The sequence below is a fragment of the Paenibacillus sp. P4_A9 genome (assembly GCF_056402415.1).
Genome location: NZ_JBFUHL010000069.1, coordinates 1 through 21,358, shown reverse-complemented (window position 1 = coordinate 21,358; position 21,358 = coordinate 1). Strand labels below are relative to the sequence as shown.

Here is a 21,358-nt window from a genome sequence, read left to right as displayed (position 1 = left end):
GTATTATTTAATCAAATAATGATTTATCGGAATAATCTCATACAGGGAGTGAGTTTTTTATGTTATTGACTATGGAGGTCTTGTAATGAAACGAGTAATCGTACAGTTTATATTGCTATTAGCTATAAGTTTTTCGTTTATCGGCTGCGAGAGGAGTTCCCAACAAATCAATGAAGTGATGGCAGAAGACAAACTATATATTACAGAAGGCTATACTACAAAACTTTCTTCGATGAAATTAACTGAGGTTGCATCACTCCCCTACTTTACTAAACCATTCATATGTGTGGCAAAAGACGAAAGTGGACAACAATTCGCAGTATTATTTCACTCCATTGATAAAGTTGAAACCGTAAAATTACCTATCACTTACGAAAATATAATTAAACGGATCGAATCGGAGGGATTCAAAGTTAAACTTGAAACCAATAATCCCTTTCAAAATTTACACCTATTTCAAATTAATAATACTTTATTTTGGAATTTTAATGATGGGACAGGAAAACTATATTTGAATCTCAAAGGCGAAATTGAAACGGACCCGTTTAAAAGCAATCACATGGAGGGTTGAATAAAATGATTATACGAATTGCCGAAACATTTGACGCTTTAGATATAGCCAAATTATCAAATCAATTAGGTTATCCAGCGGCAGAAGATCAACTCTTACAACGCTTAACAAACCTTTTGCTAGATGATGACAATGCTGTATTCGTCATGGAGTTAGAAGGTAAAGTAATTGGCTGGGTACATGTGCATGGCAGGCATTTAATTGAAAGCCCTGATTTTGCAGAAATTGGAGGTCTAGTTGTTGATCATGCTCATAAGCGTAAGGGGATTGGTGAGAAGCTTATGCGTCAGTGTGAAGAATGGGCTAGAGCAAAGGGATATGGTTTAATCAGGGTACGTTCAGGTGGGCAAAGGAAAGAAGCACATGAGTTTTACAATCGGATTGGGTATACGAATGTGAAGTCACAGCAGGTTTTCAATCGCAAATTAGAGTAAATATTGGAAACTGTGAGTAGTTTAATCGATTGGTTTGGGAAAAGGCTTGAAATTTCCTGAACTGCAAGATATCTAATAGATAGGTCATAAATCTACCAAACGCTTGCGCCTCTAGTATCTAGGGGCGTATTTTTTTGTATTTTATGGAATAAGCACGAAGAACACCCGCTAATAGAAGGTTAAAAGTGCAGAAAATCGGCCCGAATTCCCCCCATTTACGACATTTTGAAGTGCATGTAAACTAGCACTACTACAGTTTCAAATCTTCTAATAGTGAATAAAAAACAGCGAGGAGAGAGTTTATGGGTAAAGGTAAATTTAACCGTATGGCAGTGAAAGCTTTAGCTGGTTTAGTCGTCGTATCCTCCTTTCTTCCTTACCAGGTATCAGCGACTGGTTCTTCTCAGCAAGCAGAGAAGCTATTGAAAAATCTCTCAGTTGCACAGAAGAATGCATTAACTGATTTAAAGGTAGGACGTCCTGTCATTTCATCAGAGATAAACCTCAAGAGTCCAGATTTAACGAATGTCATCATTGAATTTAAGCAAGCACCCGCCAAGGTAGAAGTGATCAAACAAGCGGCAGACGGGATACAGATCTCACCTTCAGCCGCGCAAGCTCATGCGAAAAAAGATCATGACGTATTTAAAGCATTTGTGCAAAAAAAGCAAGGGGACTCATCATCAACGCTTGGAATTAATCCCTTAACGGTTGGGGAAAGTAAATTGCAAATTACGAGAGAATATCACTCTGCATTTAATGGTGTAGCGATGACGCTGCCAGGTTCTGATATAGAATCGTTATTGGAATCAGGCGTCGTGAATCGAATTTATAAAGATAATGTCGTAAAGCTGGATCCCAAGGAAGTAGCTCTGTCTTCTGCTCAAGTTGAAGAGATAAGCCAACAACAATCCRATGAGAATCGTATTCCTTTAGATGGCATTGACATTCTACACGGCAAAGGAATTAAAGGGAAAGGGGTCAAAGTTGGCGTTCTTGATACAGGGATCGACTATAACCATCCAGACTTAAGGGATGTATATAAAGGATATAAGGCTCAACAAAACGTTAATCCGCAGTCTATCGATCCAACATCGGTGAAAGGCTGGGATTTCGTCGATAACGATGCCGATCCGATGGAAACAACATACAAGGATTGGGTAGATGCTGGAAAGCCTGAAGGAGCTACCTACTTTACATCACATGGTACCCACGTATCGGGAACCATCGCGGGCCAAGGTGCGAATAACGTGGCTTCCCCTGCATTAGGTGTAGCGCCTGAAGTTGATCTATACGCATATCGCGTGCTGGGTCCTTACGGGAGTGGACCTGAGAGCGGCATAATCGCTGCTATCGACAAAGCAGTTAAAGACGGCATGCAAGTCATTAATTTATCCCTTGGAGCAACTTATAATGATCCGTTAGCCCCCGAATCGATTGCGATTAACAACGCAACACTTTCTGGCGTAGTTTGTCTTGTAGCTGCAGGGAATTCAGGGCCAAATGAAAGAACGGTAACGGTACCTGGAACAACTGCGCTTGGGATCACAGTTGGCGCAAGTGATTTCTCGATGACGATTCCAACGGTTTCTGCGAGTGTCTATACGACCGTTCAAACGCAGCTTCCAGATATGAAGCTCTTAGCCAAAAATTTCACGGATAACTTAGCAGATTTAACAGGACAAAATTTCCCTATTGAATTCGCGGGACTGGGTATGAGTTCTGACTTTGAAGGCAAAGACTTTACGGGGAAGGTTGCTCTGATTCAGCGTGGTGAAAATGCACTAGATGAGAAAGTCGTTAACGCGAGAGCGGCTGGAGCGAAAGCAGTTCTCGTGTTCAATAATGTCGATGGCGAAATTCCGCATTATACAGGACAAGGTCCTAAATTTATCCCTGCTTTCCGTTTAACCAAAGCCGATGGGGAGTCCATGTTAGCGGTGAATAGTAAACCCACTATTACGTTCGGCGCTGTTAGCAGTATTTCAACTGAAGGTAATAAATTAGCTGATTTTAGTGGTCGAGGACCAGTCAATACGAATTACGATATTAAACCAGACGTCATCGGGCCAGGTGTAGCTGTTTACTCGAGTTATCCGGAGTATATCAATAGTCCAGAAGAGGGGCTGGATTATTCGTCAGCCTATGCTCGGATTTCTGGCACATCGATGGCGACGCCTCATATGGCGGGAATTGCAGCACTTATTTTACAACAAAATCCTACGTATACGCCTTTTGATGTGAAGGCTGCATTGATGAATACCGCAGATGCCTTGAATGGAAATTACTCCGTTTATGAAGTGGGAGCGGGGGAAGTGGATGTTGTCGAAGCGGTTACTGCGACGACTTCAATTAAAGTGATTGATAAGACCTTGAACGAAGTAGATGGTCAATATGTAGAAATTGAAGATCAAACGGGCTCTATATTTTTCGGAAACCACGCGAAAATAGCGAATAAGGCCGTTGAAGAGAGCCGTCCGTTAGTCATTCAAAACAGAAGCGATGTGGATAAACAATACAAGTTCTCAGTCGAGTATCTGCCAGCTAAGCCAGGCGTACCGAATGCTGAAGCCAATGGTGTTACGGTAACGGTTCCAAACACTGTGAATGTGGCTGCTGGTCAGAAGGTCGATCTGACGGCGAACATTCAGGTGCCGACGAATGCGGCATTAGGCAGATATGAAGGATATATCAACATTGTTAATGCGGACCCAACGCAAACCGATGAGAAATATCGCATTCCGTTCGCTGTTCGCGTCGTAGAGCCAGGCATCGAATATATGCAATTAAGTAATCAAGCGATCATGACGGATCTGCCTGAAATTATGCATCCTTTTCTAGAAGACCCGATCAAAATATTGTTTTTCAAATTAAATAGTGCTGTACAAAACATCGATGTGCTCATTACGGATAATGATGGAAAGGTGCTGGGAAGTGCTAATGGCCGAACGGTTGATGCCGTTGATGCTCCGTTAGACCAAGAAATATATATCTATCCCGTTGGCGGATGGGTTTATCCCTTAACTGGAGATCCATCTCATCCGACGATTAGTGCCGATCCCGTAGACCTAACAGAAGGCGCATATAAAATCAGGATGATCGCGACGGAAGCGAATGGTCACACCTTTACGAAAGAACAAGCGTTTGTTGTGGATAATACATTACCTGAACTCAAATTCCTAGATTACGCGCCAGGGGTTTACGAGGTAAGTGATGACATGTATACAGTCGAAGAAATAGATGGTAAAAGCCATCGTGCGCTGTGGGTTCATGCCAACGTACATGACACAGCGATTGATTCGCTAGCATCATCCAATATTACGCAATCTGCTAATCATTTGTACTATTATGAAAATCAAAATGTTTTTCCTGACGGAGAATTCCCTATTCAGGCGAACGGGAATGTGAAGTTCGGGGTAACGCCAGAGGATCTTAAAGATCATCCGTTAACGATGAATCTATTCCCGATTGACATGGCTACGAACGGCCGTCTTATTCGAGATTTCCGTCACTACGGATTTATCAAAGCAGGTTCAGCGTATGTCGTACCGCAGTATAACAAGAAAAAAGTTTACTTGGGTGATGAGATTACGATGACCTTAAACCTAAATAATGTTCAAAAGCTAATGTCAGGTAACTATACGGTGGATTACTATAAGCATTTTAAATTTGTAGATGTGAAGGTAAATCCTGCTTTCCAAAAAATAGCTGACCAAAAAGGTTTGAAGGTTAATTTGGACAAAGCCGTTGTCGCGGATCATGATGTGTTCGAATCCAAACAAATGGTGAAAGTTGGCGCATCTATTTCGGGTAACAATTTCCATGGGTTTGATGGAGACAGTGCCTTCCTAGATGTCACGTTTAAATTGGTGGACGATAAGTGGTTTGGGATCATCAAAGACACGATGAATATCGAACAAAATATCGAAGAGTTTTTCTACATGAAAGACGGAGAAACCGTACCAACAATAGCGCCTGTGTTTAATCAAATCAATGGATTTGATATTATTCCGAAACACTCAACAGTTGCATCGGTAACATGGGCAGAGGTCTTCCTTGATGAGTATGGCTACTTAGACTGGACGAAAGACTACTCCAAGCTTGGAACTAAGGTATATGCGAAATCGGCGGATGGAAAAACGTATCAAGGATCTGTCGATCCAGGCGGCGTATTCTACATTTATGATCTCCCAGTCACGAAACAAGCTTATGACATTTTTGTAGAAGTTCCAGGGCATCTAACTAGTAAATTAACGGCGCAATTGAGCAAAACGGAGAATGGCGAGCTGATCGGGACAGACCCATGGCTTGCGCAAGATCAACCCATCAACTACGCCGGTGATGTGAATGGTGACGGGATGATCGACATTGAAGATCTCAAGAAAGCAGCCAACTCTTTCGGAAAATCCTCCAAGAAAGAGGATCTGAATCAAGATGGCATCGTGGATGAGAAAGATGTTCGTTTCATTGAGAAGAACTTCCTGAGAATGGGTCCGGATGTCAAAGGTAAAGCGAAAGACAAAGATGGGAAAAAGGATGTAGCTTATTACTTAAATGAGCTAGGTCTTGCGCCTATCAACTAGGTAATGGAGGTGTTCTACGGTGTCTCATGTCGTTGTTGAGTAAGCAGCTAAAAGACGTTATTTCACTTTATTCATCATGATGCTAGCAATTTCCATGGCTTTATCAGTCTGATTCAATTTGACGTAATAGGTAAACAATTCCTTCTCGGAACTTTGAATCAGATACGTATTACCCGATTCTCTAAACTTAGGCAATGCAATATCACTTAAATATTCATGATAGTCGGTTTCCCGGTTTTGAATTGAAAGAATGAGGAGATTAAGAAGCAGAATGTAGAAAGACTCCTTCAGCTTTTTGGCGAGTGCTAGGCCCTCTCGAGTGATTTGAAGCAGTTCTTTTCTGGGAATTAACTCACCTGACAAACAACTCCGAATATAACCCTCCAAAGAAAGCAGGTATACGCCTGTTTTCTTTTCTTTTAATTGCATCGATTGCTGATAGTACGTACTCGCCAAGTCATAGTTTTCTCTTCGAAAGTACTCATAGGCCAAATTATGAAGAACTCTTGCTTTGCGAACAGGTGCATTGCAGATATCACAGCTTATTAGCAGCTTCTCAAAGCGTCGAATTGTTTCTTTGAAGTCGCGGCTTTTCTCATCTTTGACCTGAATAAGCATTAGCATTTCCGCGTCAATAATTCTTAGGAAGCTGTTGATTCCTTTAAAGAAAACTAGCGATTTCTCCGCGTAAAAATAAGCCATGACGGGTGACTGTACTGCATGATAGGCGGAGGCCAGATGATAGTAATACTCGGGATTATTGTAGTCCTCATGCACAATGGCCGTTAAGGTATCAATAGATTTAGAAAATTCTTGTTTCGCCATGTAGTACATGCCCAGAACATGATTGAATAAATTCGTTTCATAGGGGGGGAGCGGCCAAGTTTCCTTTTGAAATAGCTTGATCACCTTATAGGCTTTATCAACTTGGTTATGCATCAGGTAGTAGCGAGCCTTCAGCAAGTTGTAAAGAGGCTGGTAATCGGAAAGCTGGATGAGAGGCTCCTGCTCAAATTCATCATACAGCGCGGCCATTTCCTCAAAAAGCTGCTCAATAATGACATCGTGCCAATGATGGAGTCTTGTTCTTATATTTTTTAGTCGAATGGCTTCTTGTGTAATATCTATTTCAAGACGTTTAGATAGAAATGAGATGATTTCCGGTGAATATTCGGTGGATCCCCGTTCTATTTTGCTAATATGCGTATCCGAGCAAATGCCTCGTCCTAGTTGTTCTTGTGTTAATTGGGATTTTTCTCTGTAGAATTTAATGATTTTTCCTTCATACATACAAAATTCCCCCAAGTTTCAAATAATGAGCTGCTTTTCCATTGTACAACAAATGATAGGCAGTATCACCTTTAGGCGAGATAGCAGAAAATGCCAAGAAGAAAGGGTTAGATCCCTTATTTCTTGGCATTTTTACTTATCTACATAAACCACCAATACACCGGAATAAACAAAATCGAAGTCACAATCCCGGCAACGCCCATGGCGAAGCCGCTCATACTGCCTTCCTCCTCAGAATCCTTGAGGAGTCTCGCGGTACCGATGCCGTGCGCAGCGGTCCCCATGGCGATGCCGATGGACAAGGCGTCGCTGAAGCCAAGCCACACTAGCAGCTTTCGGCCAAACATACTGCCAAAAAGCCCAGTAAGAACAGTCAGCACAGCCGTTAACTCCGGCAAGCCGCCGAGATGACGAGATATCTCTAACGCGATCGGCGAGCTCACGGATTTCGGCAGCATGCTGAGCAGAATCTCGCGGCTTCCGCCGAGCAGTCCCACGAGGGCAGCGGCGCTTACGATGCCGGTTAGCGAACCCGCGGTAACGGCAATCAGGATGCGGGTGATGTGCTTTTGGATCAAAGCCGCATGTTTATACAGCGGCACTCCGAGGGCCACCGTTGCTGGACCAAGCAGCACGGTAATCATATCCGCGCCTACCTTATATGCCGCATAGGGGATATGAAAGCTTAGCAGCACGCAGATAATGAAGCCGGAGCATACAAACAGCGGATGCAGCCAGCGCCAGCGCTTATGTAGATGTTGCGCGGCTGTATAGGCCACAACGCTGAGCGCGATGCCAAACATCGGGTTCATAAGCCAAGCGGAGGTAGTCATGACATCCCGCCTTCGGCTGTCTTTTGCCCATTATCCCTACGACGTTGCATCTTGGAAGTTATAAAGCCTGTTACCACCAGCACAGCCACCGAACTGCCCATGACGCCTACCCCAATGGACAGCCAGTTCGCCCCAATAAGCGGAAAGAACGCCATCGTTCCCACGACAAAAGGCAGGAAAAACAGCATCATATGCCCTGTGAACCAATTGGCCGTCGTTTCGACCCATTCAAGCTTGATCAGCTTCGCAAACAACGCGATGGTAAAAAGAATAAGTCCAATGACATTGCCGGGCAGAGGTAGATGAAAGCTGGTTTGCAGCCAGATACCTAATCCATTAAAAGCTACTAAAATCGCGAGTCCTAACATGTTGTCTCCTTCGTTGAGGGCACAGATTAGCCCCGTTCTATCTATCCGTGATGTGCTCTTATTTTAACACAATAGAAGTAGTAGTTTTCGGTTACCAAGAAATTCTTGCTATTTGGCGATAAACGACTACGCCGTCCTTAATGGACGGCGTAGTCGTTTATTTCATATAGTCACAGGGGTTAAGGCGTTATTCGAGTGTGGCGGGATAAATTGTTCATTACGACTGCAGTCGATATACAGGGGATACACACCTTCTTGAATAGGAGGGGAGATCGTTCTGCTAACAGCAGGAACGGCTTCACTCGTTGGCTCTTGTAGGTTTGAAGCAGTCTGTCTGAGGCGTTTACTCTTCTCGAAAACATCGATGACCATAAAGTACATGATACATAGCACAATAAAACCCAATCCACAGATTTGTAAGTTTTGCATCCTAGTACGCCTCCTATGAATCATTTTTCATAGATTAACGTATTTAGAATGCGATGTCGCTCGAAAATCGGTGTCGTATTCTGACATATTGTCAGAAGTCTCCTAAATGTGGTGGTTGATCTTGACATAACAAGTGAGAACCATTATCATTCGATTTAGAGTAACTAAATGAAAATGATTATCAATTGTTGACGAATGTGAACAGCATCATGAGGGGGCTAGTCGAGATGAATAATTTAACAGGGGATTGGTGTAGTATGCCGCTTCCTCAAGCTGTGACAAGCTTAGCGGTATTCAACACAATGCTGATCGGGACGACGGAGCGCGGGGGCTTGGTTGTTGGTAATAAGCAAGGCGGCTTCCATCAGCATCGGTTTGAGGGGATGTTTTTGAATCGCTTAGTCCCTCATCGCGGGGAGGTTTATGTGTGTGCGAATACAGGGCTCTATAAACTGATCGAGATCAGAGGCAACATCATGCTGCATGCGTTGAATGCACAAGCCGAGGTAACTGATCTGCTGATTTGGCGAGATATGATGGTCATTTCGACGCGTGGTTCAGGTATTAAATATAAACATGCCGATAAGACAGGTTTTCAAACGGTCTTGTAGAGAAAGAAGCTCCCAGCATTCAATTCGCGGGAGCTTTTTTGTTTGGGATTTCCATGCATTTACGACTTAAATGGCCTTTTCATCAAGGTCGTATAGATCATAATTGTTGACCATTATCATTTAGGGTGCCATAATCGAATACAAAACGACGCAGGCAGGGAGTCAACCGACCATGGGAGTACGTTCCATCATTGATGCTTATCGACATATGAAGATCAAAAACAAGTTGTCTATTCTGATCACGATGGTCATCGCAATTTCATTGTCAGTTACGATCCTAATTCAGCAGTATGTATTCTCTATATATGACGGTCAAATCTATGAGAAATCCTCGCGCGTGCTGAATTTATCGTCAACGGCGATAGAGACTGAGCTCAAACGATTACAGCAGTTATCTTACAGGATTTTGGCGGAGGAGCAGGTTCAAGAATGGTTAACTTCACTGAAAAAAGATCCCTCCGATTATGACCGCCTTATTATTAGTCAATACTTAATAGACCGATTGATCAGTTATTCAGGCGTGGAACCCTATTTATTTTCCATTCAAATTATGGATGCCAAAGGCAACGATCATGAAGGCGGCAACATGAAGCGGATGGATGCTGAAAGGAAAAGGCAGATCATGGATGTCGCTGCTGAGGGAAAAGGGGAAAATCGTTGGATTTATCCCGACAGTAAGGATTCGGCACTGATTGCCACGCGAGAAATACGCTCGTTTCACAAAACGAACTTTGATTTGGACTATTTAGGGACGCTTGTGATCCGTATTAATATTGAGAAAATCGTTCGCGATATCGMACCGGAAGAGGGCGATGTGATGATTGTGTCCGATGGGCATGTCATTTTCCCTAGTGAGCCTTCCTTTGATTTAAGTCGGCTTGCCAAGCCTACGAATACGGTTAAAGGATATGAAATCCAGAAAATTGACGATGAAGAATATTTCATTGCCCAAATACAATCGCTGAATACAGGTTGGACTTACTTGAATCTTACGCCATTTAATCAAATTTTTGATCGTATCATATTTATTAAGGAAATGGTCGTTTTCGTCTTTATCGCCATCTTCGTCGTCGTCATTTTGTTAGGAATTCGTTTCTCGTACAGCTTAACGCGACCGATCGACGAGTTAATGGTGCGGATGAAGCTAGCGGAGAAAGGGAATTTCGAAGAAGCGAATTTATTTCCGTCAGGCGGGCAACTCGCGATGAATGAAATCGGACTCTTACAGCGGAGCTTCCGATTCATGATTGAACGCATCAACACATTAATCCAGGAAAATTATGCGAATCGTCTTTTGATAAAGGAAACGGAATTTAAAGCCTTGCAGTCCCAAATTAATCCTCATTTTCTGTACAATACGTTGGAATCCATTAATTGGATGGCGAAAGTGAATCGGCAATCCAAAATTTCCGAGATGGTGGAGGCGCTAGCGTATTTGCTTCGCCACTCCGTCGATTTGAAAGAACCGATTATTACACTGGGTGAGGAAATCGATATTGTAAGAAGCTATGTGACGATTCAGAAAATACGCTTCGAAGAACGTCTGGTGTTCAAACTTGATGTGCCAGAAGAATTAATGAATCGTGCTATACCCAAGCTGACACTCCAACCGTTGATGGAGAATGCGATTCATTATGCGCTGGAGTCAACAATCGAGCCTTGTGAAATCTCGATCCGAGGCTGGAGCACGGAAGACGGGATCTTCCTTGCGGTTGAGGATACAGGGCCGGGTATGCCAAGAGGCGTGATTGAAAGATTGCGAAGTGGCGAAGTGACAACGAAAGGTAAAGGCATCGGACTTCTGAATATCGATGATCGGATTAAGCTTGCCTTTGGCGAAGCATATGGTATTCGGGTGGATGAGGCAGCTGAGTTTGGCGCTTCCATCATTCTTAATTTACCAAAAGGACAGGAGGAATAAGAGATGCACAAAGTGTTGTTAGTAGACGACGAAAGAATTATTCTGGATGGCATTTCGCGTTTAGTGGATTGGCCGTCTTTACAAACTGAGCTTATTGGGACTGCGCGTAATGGTGTGGAAGCCTTTGAATTTATACAGAAACAGGCACCAGATATTATCATAAGTGATATTCGTATGCCTGGGATGGATGGACTTGAGCTGGTTGCTCGTGTTCATGAGGCCTATCCTCATATCCGATTCGTGTTGCTGTCAGGCTTCGGTGAATTTGATTATGCGAGCAGAGCCATGCAGTATGGGGTTAAGCATTATTTGCTAAAGCCAACGAATGAAGGGAAAATCGGTGAAGCGCTGCAGGAAATCGTGGCGGAGCTTGAGCAGGAAACGAGTAAGGAGTCGTTCGTTAAGAATATGAAGGCAGAGCTTGAGAAGGTGATGCCGCATGTAAAAGAGCAATTCCTGAAAGAGTTCGTCACGAATAAAACGTACGGAAATTGGGATTGGGACTATTTTCGAAACATATTTAAGCTTGAGTTTGATTACCAAATTCGACTTCTTCTTTTCCAGTTGGAAGAGGGTTTTGAATTCGAGCATCTGTTTGCCATTAAAAACATTGCCCAGGAAATCTTGGATAGTCCCCTTTTAAGTACAACCATTGGGAATCATGTTTTAATTCTAATTGAAGAATCGGATCACATCGATCAACTCCATGAGCGTATTTATCACATAAGGGACACTTTTCAAATGTATTACAAAAAGGATGCGACGATCGCGCTTAGTGAGCCGAGCCACATTACGAAGGCTAGACACCTGTATAAGGAATGCCTGCATCTCTTGAATTACCGTTTTTATCTGGGGGAGGGCAGTCTCATTACCCGTAAGGACACTGAGGTCTCCCAAGAGGCTTCACCGAAAGAATTGGGTTGGGACGAGGAACGACTGAATATGTCGGTGAGATCTGGTCATCGCGAGGAAGCAGAGGCAGCTTTGCATGCTTTTATCGGCGGGTTGAAGGAAGCGCAGTTGGACATTGATGCGACCAAATCGTACGTCATTCAGCAATTCGTATCACTTGTCCGTCAGTGTGCACCAGATGAAATGAATCATTATTTCACACAAATCCCATTGATTGTGGAAATGAACACGCTTCAAACGATACAGTCATTCCTGGAAAATGTTGTAATTACCATGACGGACCGATTCTATGGTCTCAACAAAGTGAAGCATAGTGCGATTGTTCAGAAGGTTATCGATGTTATTAATGAGCAACTCGGGAACTCAGATCTCAGCTTGAATTGGGTAGCGCATGATATGCTGTATATGAATGCGGACTATCTCGGGAAATTATTCAAGAAGGAAACAGGAGAGAAATTTTCTAATTATGTCATGAAAGCTAGAATTAATCGAGCTACTGAAATGATCGCTGAAGATGCTGATATCAAAATTTTCGAGCTGGCAGAGCGACTTGGTTTCGGAGACAATCCACAATATTTTAGTCAAGTATTCAAAAAATACCGAGGTTCTACACCGTCTGAATATATGAAATCGACAGACACCTCTGCATTTTAAACAAACAGGACTGTATTTTGGATTCACGTTTCCTCCTTGCGGCGCGATAATACGAGTAGAAATAAACCGATTACACCTTTGGGGAGGAAATACAGATGAAGAAAGTAATGTTCACCGTGATCTCTGCCGCAGTTCTACTCGCTGGTTGTGGCACTAGCGGATCAACAAGCACGCCAAACACGGGTACCAGCTCAAGCCCAGCAGCAAGTACAACATCTACGACGAGTGCCAAGGCAGATCCAGTTACATTGCGCGTTGCCTGGTGGGGTGGACAAGCACGTCACGATTACACGTTGAAAGTGATTGAATTGTACCAGAAGAAGCATCCGAATGTGAAAATTGAATCCGAGTATGCAGCCTTTGACGATTATTGGAAAAAGCTTGCACCACAAGCTGCCGCTAACGGATTACCCGACGTGTTTCAAATGGACATCTCATATTTGACGCAGTATGGTGGCAGAGGTCAGCTTGAGGATTTCGACTCCTATACGAAGAATGGCATTCTAAATGTGAAAGACATTAGTGAAAACAATCTTTCCGGTGGTAAAGTGGACGGAAAGCTTGTAGCGATAAATGCAGGTTCCAATGCTTTGCAATCGACCGTAGATCCTCAAATGTTGAAGGATGCAGGGATTACACCTAAGCAAGACTGGACATTTGCTGATTGGGATGCCATGGGTGCCCAGCTGAAAGCGAAAGGGAAAATGCTTGGTGCTGACCTTCGACATGATGTCTACTTCCCGTTCTTCCTAAGAGGCCAAGGCCAGAAAATGTACGGAGCTGACGGAGCTTCGCTCGGTTACACGGATGACAAACCGTTCATTGATTTTTATACGATGTACAAAAAATGGTATGATTCTGGTTACTTACTGCCGCTGGATAAGCTAGCTCAGAAAAAAGGAACGCCAGAAGACGATGAAGTGGTGCTAGGCAACGCGGTTTCGTCTAATGGTTGGTCCAACCAATTTATACTTGTTAACACAGCTGCGAAGCGTTCCCTTGATATTCTTCCGATTCCAGGCTGGAACCTCAACAAAGCGCTATTCTTGAAGCCAAGTATGTACTGGACAGTAGCGAAATCTTCTAAAGTGAAAGAAGAAGCTGTCAAATTCGTTGACTTCCTGATCAATGATATTGACGCTAACAAAATTATTAAAGGCGAGCGTGGCGTTCCAGTATCCTCCAAAGTGAAGGAAGCGTTATTGCCAGATTTGACGCCAGAGCAAAAGAAAGTATTCGAATACGTCGCTTGGGCTGAGAAGAACAGCTCCCAAATGGATCCTCCGAACCCTGTAGGCGCGGTTGAGGTTGATAAATTGCTCAAGGATACAGTAGAGCAAATCCTATACAAGAAGCTGACGGTTGAAGAAGGCGCAGCCAAATTCCGTAAGGATGCAACGGCTATTTTAGCTAAAAATAAGAAGTAAATACGTAAGGCTCCGCGGAATTCATCTGCGGAGCCTTTTGTTTGGAGAATTGCGCCAGAGAGGCAATGCGAGTGGGATTAAGTCGAAAAAATCGACTTAGCGGGTTGCGGGAGCGCGCCGAAGCGCCGTCTAAGTCGAAAAAATCGACTTAGCGGACGCGAAAGCGCCCTGGGCGACGCCTAAGTCGAAAATATCGACTTAGCAGATCACGAAAGCGCCCTGGGCACCGCGTAAGTCGAAAAAACCGACTCGCTTTCGCATTGAAGCCGTTTACACGGTTTACGTTAACCTCGGCTAATTAAACAAAATGAACGGTTTTTTGCCTTCATGGCGTGATCAAACATCTTTATAATACAGATAGAAGAGAAGAGATGAGGCGCGGTGCCTCTCATTCCTGAGATCAAACATATAGGGGTTGATTAACAATGAACAAGCTGCGGGATAACAATAACCTAGTTGGGTATGTGTTTGCCTCTCCGTTTATACTAGGCTTTCTCATTTTCACATTGTATCCAATCATTTCATCGCTCTACTATTCGTTTACGGACTACAACTTATTTGAAACACCAAATGTGATTGGTTTTGATAATTATCAGAAGATGTTTACAGCGGATGATAAATATTGGAAGTCACTTAGCGTTACCTTTACGTATGTGTTTGCCAGCGTTCCTTTACGACTGATTTTCGCCTTAGCGGTTGCAATGCTATTGAATAAAGCAGCTCGGGGGATTGGTGTTTACCGATCATCTTTTTATCTTCCTTCTCTGATCGGCGGCAGTGTTGCCGTGTCCATCATGTGGACACAAGTGTTTGGTGACAAAGGCTTATTGAATTCCTTCCTAGGCGCAATTGGTATACATACCGACATTTCCTGGATCGGAAATCCAGCGACGGCGCTGTGGACATTGATTGCTTTGTCCGTGTGGCAGTTCGGATCATCCATGCTGATCTTCTTAGCTGGTCTCAAGAACATCCCGTATTCCTACTACGAGGCAGCGAGTGTGGATGGCGCAAGCAAGGTAAGACAATTTTTCAATATTACCTTACCATTGCTTAGCCCGATCATTTTGTTCAACCTTATCATGCAAACGATATCCGCATTTATGACGTTTACACCCGCATACATCATTTCACGTGGCGAGGGCGGACCGCTCGATAATACATTACTTTACTCTCTGTACTTGTACCGTAGGGCGTTCCAATTTTACGAGATGGGTTACGCATCAGCGATGGCATGGGTTATGCTTTTGCTAATCGGCCTCATCGCCCTGGTTCTTTTCCAAACCTCCAAATACTGGGTGTATTACGAATCGAAAGGAGAGCGGTAGCATGATCAACGTCAGCACGAGAAAAACCTTGAAGCCCTATGCATATCATATTATTGTAGGCATACTTGCTTTAGCTATGGTCTATCCGATTCTTTGGCTCATTGCGAGCTCACTTAAACCGAATGATGAGATTTTTACAACTACCTATAGCTTGATTCCTAGCACAATCGCTTGGGAGAATTACGTTTCCGGCTGGAAGGGCTTTGCTGGAAATACATTCGCAACATTTTATATAAACTCGTTCTACATCGTTATATTGTCGACGATTGGCGCGGTCGTTAGCTCGGCGTTAGTTGCTTATGCTTTCGCACGTATCCCGTTTGTAGGCAAAAACTTCTGGTTCACTTGTATGATGATAACGATGATGCTTCCCCATGACGTAACGATTATTCCACAATATGTGATGTTCTCGAAGCTGGGCTGGCTATCTTCTTTTAAACCAATTATACTTCCGCAATTTTTCGCAATTCCGTTCTTTATCTTTCTCATTATGCAATTTATCCGCACGATTCCGATCGAACTGGATGAAGCGGCGAAAATGGACGGTTGCAGCAAATACGGTATTTTCTTCCGAATCTTAGTCCCATTAATCGTTCCATCACTCATTACGGCGACCATTTTCTCGTTCTACTGGCGGTGGGAGGATTTCATCAATCCGCTGCTCTACTTAAATAAACCGTCACTTTATCCAGTGTCATTGGCGCTCAAGCTATTCCTGGACGGCGATTCGATCAACAATTGGGGCGGGATGTTTGCAATGGCATCGCTGTCACTAATTCCAATCATTATCGTGTTCTTTCTTTTTCAGCGTTACATTGTGGAAGGAATCTCTACGAGCGGTTTGAAAGGATAAGAATATGAGAGGGGAACTAGAGGATATGCCGAAATTAGTTTTTGATGAAAATGAGATCAGATCAGCTATCGACCGTGTGGTAGATCGCACGTTTCGAATGGACTTCGGTTGGGATTGGCCTGGCGGTGTCGCGTTTTATGGCGTTTGTGAAGCCTATGCGGCGACAGGAAATGAATCGTATCTAACCAGACTGAAGGCTTGGGTAGATGAAAATATGGAAGATGGCTTGCCAAAGTTATCCGTCAATGCGGTGTCCATCGGACATTCCCTTCTTACCTTGTATGAAGTGACGAAAGACGAGAGATACCTAGATACCATTAAGGAAATGGCAGATTTCCTATGTAAAGATGCAGAGCGTTTCGGCGATGACATTCTCCAGCATACCGTGAATTCTGAAACCTACAATTTCCCTGAGCAAGCTTGGGTGGATACGATGTTCATGGCCGGGTACTTCCTGCTGCGTGTTGGTAACTTGCTCGATAACGATAACTATTTCGAAATTGGTTTGAAGCAATATCATGGACATGAAAATGTCCTACAGGATGCGAAAACCAATCTATACTATCACGGTTGGGATAACATTGCTCAAAACAATATGTCCGCCATGTTCTGGGCGCGTGGGAATTCTTGGGCAGCGCTCACGATGGCGCGTGCGCTCCATCTCGTAGCGGTAACGCATCCTTCGTTTATGATCATTGATGGTTCACTGCGCGATCAGTTGAGCGCACTTGTCCGGTTGCAGGATGAATCAGGCTTATGGCACACGATACTTGATGATAGGGCGGCACCCTTAGAGACTTCTGGATCTGCAGGGATTGCTACAGCTTTGCTAACGCGAGGAAGATTGTACAACAAATACACGCAAAAGTCGATCAACGGTATCTTGGCTCAAATCACCGAGGACGGCACCGTAACAGGCGTATCAGCCGGCACAGCTGTCATGAATAACGCCGAAGGCTACAAAGGTGTGCCTGACAAACGCATCCAAGGATGGGGACAAGGATTGACATTGACATTCCTAGCCGAGGTACTTCGCTCGAAGAAGGATAGCTTCGGGAACGGTTGTTGAGGGGTATTGGTAATGGCCTAACCCCCCGTGCAATGTTTAGATCGAAAACCTCCAGCTATTTTCTCGAGTATTAGCTAATTATCAATTCTAAATGGAAAACCTCCAGTTAATCTTCGCATTTCTGCGATTTTCGCAGTGAATGACCGAATTTAGCTGGAGGTTTTTCAGGCTGTCGAGATACTTCGAGCACTTTAAGGTCCGAAAAGGGCCTTAAAGCATAAGTGGCGGCCAGCGATCTGACTTTAGCGCCTCAAAAGGGCGTTAAAGTCTTTGGTACGCAGTTTTTTCGGGTGCTACGAGGGACCACCACACACGGTACAAACTACACACCCTATCTGGTGCGCCCATATTGCTTGCCGATGCTTGCTATTCGTTGATACAATTTACGATCTGACAAGTTCTTCAGAGGATAAATCTGGGGGCGCGTGTTTACTTCCAGAATCCATGGCTTCCCCTTAGAATCAAGTGCTACGTCGAGACCCAGTTCCCTGAACCCTTTGACATGGTTGTCAAAGTTGTTTCCAACAGATACGCCTAGCTGCTTCAATTCTCTTTCCCGCTCTTGGATCGCAGATTTGGAATATCCAGCTTCTAACAGTGTCGGCTGAAAGTACCCAACGGTCCCGCCTTGATTATAATTGGTGGCTACTTTGCCTGGACTTCCAATTTTGGTGAAGAGTCCGGTACTGACCCACTCACCCTGATTTGTCTTCTGCACCATGACGCGTATATCGAAGGGTCTGCCCTTTGTCTTGGCAAGATTAATCCCTTTCTGGAGTAAATAGGAACGCTTGCCAGCATGGTTGGACAGTTGGGTATGCAGCTTTTTCTCCGTCGTGTAGAAGGTTTTTTTTCGATTCAACTGGGTTTGGAAGCCACGGGGTCTCCGTCGGATTCGGATAATATTCGAACCGCCTGAACCGCCAGTGGGCTTAAAAAAGACAGTCTTATAAGAAGAAAGCATCGCATTCAAATTGTTTTTCGTAAAAAGCACGGTTCGAGGGACGTAGTGGCGTAAATCCGGTTGCTGAAGCAGCCATTTTGTTTTACGCCATTTGCTTTTAATTGATCTGCTTTTATACGTGGGCATAGGGTGTACACCTCTTTTAGACAGCGTATGTGAGGTGAGCCCTGCTTGTCAGTGCGTTTACCTAGCTGCTGCACCAATTTTGGCGCAAGTAATCTTATCAGTAGTGTCTACTCTACGCTAGTAAATTGGATTACCTTATGCTCGTATCGGCCGAGCGTCAGCTTACCTTCACGGTAACGTGTTCCCGTAATGGGATCAACGCCTTCCCTTGGAAGCGTCACGCTGCCGCCGGCTCCGTCCATGTTCACAACAACCCACACCTCATAGCCATCGCCTTGTCTCGGCGCGACAATTGTACCTGCGGTCACATCGGTGCGGAGGGTAACACCAGCATCATCCGCATACTGCGTGATGAGCTTGTTCAACAACTGCTCGCCTTCGTCGCCAGTCGGCATCGAGCCGAGCATCACGATCTTGCCTTTGCCATACGTCCGCTCCGTGATGAAAGCATGCCCAGCCGCTAGTCCGGCTTCGACGGTTCCAACAGCCATCGCTTCCTTCGCCTCGAAGACAGCGCTCCAAAGAGAAAGCGGTGCAGCGACGTCAAACGCGCTGCCAACTGAGCCGCTGCCGTCCATTGGAAACGTGTAGACCGTTTCCACGCCAGCTAGCTGCTCCAAATCACCGAGCGCAGCATGCGTATGCATCGTGTGCTCTTCTGTGCGTCCGCCGGAGAGAGGGCCAACAACCCACACACCGCCTTCGGCAACAAACGCAGTAGCACGCTTCATAAAGTCAGCAGAAATATAAGGGAGGAAAGGTGTAAACAACAGCTTGTACCCAGATAGCTCTGCGCCTTCCGGGATGATATCTCGGTGAATCCCTAGATTCAGTATCCGCTCATAGAACCCGGTAACCAGACCGCGATGATTCAGCTTTTGATGCGGTTCGGTTTTCAAGAACGCTTTGGATCGATCCGAATACGTCATGGCAACCTCAGCTTGCTTGGGCCGTGTCGCTAAGATCGTAGCTTCAATCTCCTGCCTCGCTTGTTCAACCTCTAGCACATTCGGATAACCAACCGTTGGCTTGCCCCACGTGCTGATGACAGAGCCATGTGGTTGTTCACAGCCGGAACGCTGCTGTCTCCACAGCCAATAACAGAAAGCTTCTGCACCCAGCGCATATGCGGCAACCGCTTCAGCTTTGAGATAGCCATTCGGGTGCGGCTTCGCATAGCTAGCGAGAGACGCAGCATGGGAAGGACTCGTTTCCATGATCCAGTAATCCCGTCCGCGCTTAAAATTCCGCCACAAATCGTTATTTAATAAATAGTTGGCCGGGTGATCATACGTCGCGTAGGTGTCGAAGGACGCAAAATCCAGCTCGCGAAACAGCCGCTCATTATCTACGCTGAAAGCGACGCTGCTATTGTGCGTAATTGGCGCATCCGAGAATTGGCGGATAATAGCCGCCTGTTCGTCCGAGAATTGTGCGATTTTCTCCATTGAAAATAGTTGGTACATCGTGCTGAGAGAGGAGTTATGCAAGAACGGCGCTGGACCAGGCTGTGGTACTTGCTCGAAGCAATGGTAGTATTCGCTCCATATTTGCGTGCCCCATGCCTCATTCAACTTTTGAACTGTTTCGTACCGCGCTTCTAACCATTCATGCCACTGAGTTAGGCAAGTTCCACACATACATTCGGACACATGCGCTTTGAATTCATTGTCGATTTGCCATCCGATCACACTTGGCAAGCGACCAATCGCTTTCGCGATGTGTTCGGTAATGATCGCTGCCTTTTCCCGGAAATAGGGATGATTCGTACACGCATGCTGCCTTGAACCATGGCCCATAACTTGCATGTGCTCATTCACATACATCCGTTCAGGATGACCGTACGTGAACCAAATCGGTGGTGTCGGCGTAGGCGTACACATAACCGTCTCAATTCCATTTTCATGGAGCAACTGCACCATCTCTACAAAAAATCCAAGATCAATATTACCCTCGGTAGGCTCCATATTTGACCAGGCGAATTCGCCAATTCGCACGACATTCATGCCTGCTTGCTTCATCAGAAGGATATCCTGCTCAATGACCGATTGATCCCAAAGCTCGGGATACCAGGCCGCACCATGATATAACTTTTTACCCATTTTCATCATCCATCCTCATCATCTAAAAGTTAGTTTCTACTATAAGTGCAACCATGCATCAGGGGCAATAACACATTCTTGCTGGAAAAATCAGGGGGTTTCAACTGTTTTGACGGCTTTGCACTTTCTTGATGATTGTCCATTTCAAGCGGTTGGAAGGGCTTACAAGAATGTCTGATTGGCGGTAAATGATCGCAATTGCATAATAGGGGTACAAACGCTGACGAGGCGATCATGACATGGAGGTGAAAAGGATGAAGCAGGCAGCTGCTCCTAACAACAGAGAGATTGTTCAGATGTCCCAGTCGAAGGGGCTTCGCAGGTCGCAGGTATGGGGAAGGTTGCGTAAAGATAAATGGATCTACCTACTACTAACGCCAGGCTTATTGTATTTCATTATTTTCAAGTATGTGCCCATGTGGGGTGTGCTGCTTGCCTTTAAGAATTATCAACCATTTCTAGGATTTTGGAAAAGTGACTGGGTCGGCTTAGAGCATTTTCGTGTGTTTTTTCAAAACCCAGAATTTTTCATGCTCCTCCGAAATACGTTGTTGCTCTCCTTATATAATCTGGTGTTTTACTTTCCGGCACCGATTATCCTTGCACTCTTACTGAATGAGATCAAGGTTAATATGTACAAAAGAACCGTTCAAACCTTGATTTATGTGCCGCACTTCATATCTTTAGTCATTGTGGCCAGCTTGACCTATGTCTTCCTTACTACGGAAGGAGGTCTCGTTAATGAGCTTTTACAGAAGTATTTTGGATATAAAATAAACTTCTTAGCGACTCCTGAATGGTTTCGACCGATGATTATCATTCAAACGATGTGGAAGGAATGCGGCTTTGGAACGATTATCTTCTTAGCAGCTCTGGCTGGTGT

Annotated in this window: 17 protein-coding genes; 11 read left to right on the top strand and 6 right to left on the bottom strand. The window is 44.6% G+C overall.

All coding sequences use genetic code 11. The features are described 5' to 3' along the window. Positions 1 to 85 precede the first annotated feature (85 nt). From AC1DVJ_RS26010 to AC1DVJ_RS26000, 3 genes are all read left to right on the top strand, one after another. Positions 86 to 571, top strand: coding sequence for a hypothetical protein (locus AC1DVJ_RS26010; RefSeq protein WP_477594857.1), 486 nt, complete (start codon positions 86 to 88; stop codon positions 569 to 571). A gap of 5 nt (positions 572 to 576) precedes the next feature. Next, the gene (locus AC1DVJ_RS26005) at positions 577 to 1,005 is read left to right on the top strand and encodes a GNAT family N-acetyltransferase (RefSeq protein WP_477594855.1); all 429 of its coding nucleotides are present in this window, start codon (positions 577 to 579) and stop codon (positions 1,003 to 1,005) included. Positions 1,006 to 1,307: 302 nt separating this feature from the next. Further along, a complete protein-coding gene (locus AC1DVJ_RS26000) occupies positions 1,308 to 5,588 on the top strand; it encodes a S8 family serine peptidase (protein ID WP_477594853.1) in 4,281 nt (1,426 codons plus the stop codon). A 57-nt stretch (positions 5,589 to 5,645) separates the two neighbouring features. Here AC1DVJ_RS26000 and AC1DVJ_RS25995 read toward each other — a convergent pair whose 3' ends face one another. The 4 genes from AC1DVJ_RS25995 to AC1DVJ_RS25980 all read right to left on the bottom strand — a co-directional run bounded on the left by AC1DVJ_RS25995 (position 5,646) and on the right by AC1DVJ_RS25980 (position 8,508). After that, a complete protein-coding gene (locus AC1DVJ_RS25995) occupies positions 5,646 to 6,878 on the bottom strand; it encodes a helix-turn-helix domain-containing protein (RefSeq protein WP_477594851.1) in 1,233 nt (410 codons plus the stop codon). 140 nt (positions 6,879 to 7,018) lie between these two features. Beyond that, complete coding sequence (locus AC1DVJ_RS25990; protein WP_477594861.1) at positions 7,019 to 7,681, bottom strand: LrgB family protein; 663 nt, start codon at positions 7,679 to 7,681, stop codon at positions 7,019 to 7,021. A 26-nt stretch (positions 7,682 to 7,707) separates the two neighbouring features. Then, on the bottom strand, positions 7,708 to 8,079 hold the full coding sequence (locus tag AC1DVJ_RS25985) for a CidA/LrgA family protein (protein ID WP_477594849.1): 372 nt from the start codon (positions 8,077 to 8,079) through the stop codon (positions 7,708 to 7,710). Between the two features lie 162 nt (positions 8,080 to 8,241). After that, the gene (locus AC1DVJ_RS25980) at positions 8,242 to 8,508 is read right to left on the bottom strand and encodes a hypothetical protein (RefSeq protein ID WP_477594847.1); all 267 of its coding nucleotides are present in this window, start codon (positions 8,506 to 8,508) and stop codon (positions 8,242 to 8,244) included. A gap of 227 nt (positions 8,509 to 8,735) precedes the next feature. Here AC1DVJ_RS25980 and AC1DVJ_RS25975 point away from each other — a divergent pair, with 227 nt between their 5' ends. The 7 genes from AC1DVJ_RS25975 (at position 8,736) to AC1DVJ_RS25945 (ending at position 17,283) form a co-directional block, all read left to right on the top strand. After that, a complete protein-coding gene (locus AC1DVJ_RS25975) occupies positions 8,736 to 9,119 on the top strand; it encodes a hypothetical protein (protein WP_477594845.1) in 384 nt (127 codons plus the stop codon). A gap of 172 nt (positions 9,120 to 9,291) precedes the next feature. Beyond that, the gene (locus AC1DVJ_RS25970) at positions 9,292 to 11,040 is read left to right on the top strand and encodes a sensor histidine kinase (protein ID WP_477594843.1); all 1,749 of its coding nucleotides are present in this window, start codon (positions 9,292 to 9,294) and stop codon (positions 11,038 to 11,040) included. 3 nt (positions 11,041 to 11,043) lie between these two features. Next, positions 11,044 to 12,606, top strand: a complete 1,563-nt coding sequence (locus tag AC1DVJ_RS25965; RefSeq protein ID WP_477594841.1) for a response regulator transcription factor — start codon at positions 11,044 to 11,046, stop codon at positions 12,604 to 12,606. A gap of 95 nt (positions 12,607 to 12,701) precedes the next feature. Continuing rightward, positions 12,702 to 14,033: an ABC transporter substrate-binding protein gene (locus AC1DVJ_RS25960; protein WP_477594839.1), complete on the top strand. Its 1,332-nt coding sequence runs from the start codon at positions 12,702 to 12,704 to the stop codon at positions 14,031 to 14,033. Between the two features lie 425 nt (positions 14,034 to 14,458). Further along, positions 14,459 to 15,361 carry a carbohydrate ABC transporter permease gene (locus AC1DVJ_RS25955; RefSeq protein ID WP_477594837.1) on the top strand — a complete coding sequence of 301 codons (903 nt, stop codon included), beginning with the start codon at positions 14,459 to 14,461 and terminating at the stop codon, positions 15,359 to 15,361. A gap of 76 nt (positions 15,362 to 15,437) precedes the next feature. Then, positions 15,438 to 16,214 (top strand): carbohydrate ABC transporter permease, encoded by a 777-nt coding sequence (locus tag AC1DVJ_RS25950; RefSeq protein ID WP_477594859.1) that lies wholly within the window; start codon positions 15,438 to 15,440, stop codon positions 16,212 to 16,214. A 25-nt stretch (positions 16,215 to 16,239) separates the two neighbouring features. Beyond that, positions 16,240 to 17,283, top strand: coding sequence for a glycoside hydrolase family 88/105 protein (locus tag AC1DVJ_RS25945; protein WP_477594835.1), 1,044 nt, complete (start codon positions 16,240 to 16,242; stop codon positions 17,281 to 17,283). Between the two features lie 331 nt (positions 17,284 to 17,614). Here AC1DVJ_RS25945 and AC1DVJ_RS25940 read toward each other — a convergent pair whose 3' ends face one another. After that, entirely contained in the window at positions 17,615 to 18,373 is a 759-nt protein-coding gene (locus AC1DVJ_RS25940; RefSeq protein ID WP_477594833.1) for a YheC/YheD family protein, read from the bottom strand. Between the two features lie 107 nt (positions 18,374 to 18,480). Continuing rightward, on the bottom strand, positions 18,481 to 20,475 hold the full coding sequence (locus AC1DVJ_RS25935) for a beta-galactosidase (protein WP_477594831.1): 1,995 nt from the start codon (positions 20,473 to 20,475) through the stop codon (positions 18,481 to 18,483). 254 nt (positions 20,476 to 20,729) lie between these two features. Between AC1DVJ_RS25935 and AC1DVJ_RS25930 the strand changes: the two genes are divergently transcribed. After that, a partial coding sequence (locus tag AC1DVJ_RS25930; protein WP_477594829.1) for a sugar ABC transporter permease occupies positions 20,730 to 21,358 on the top strand: 629 nt, incomplete at its 3' end.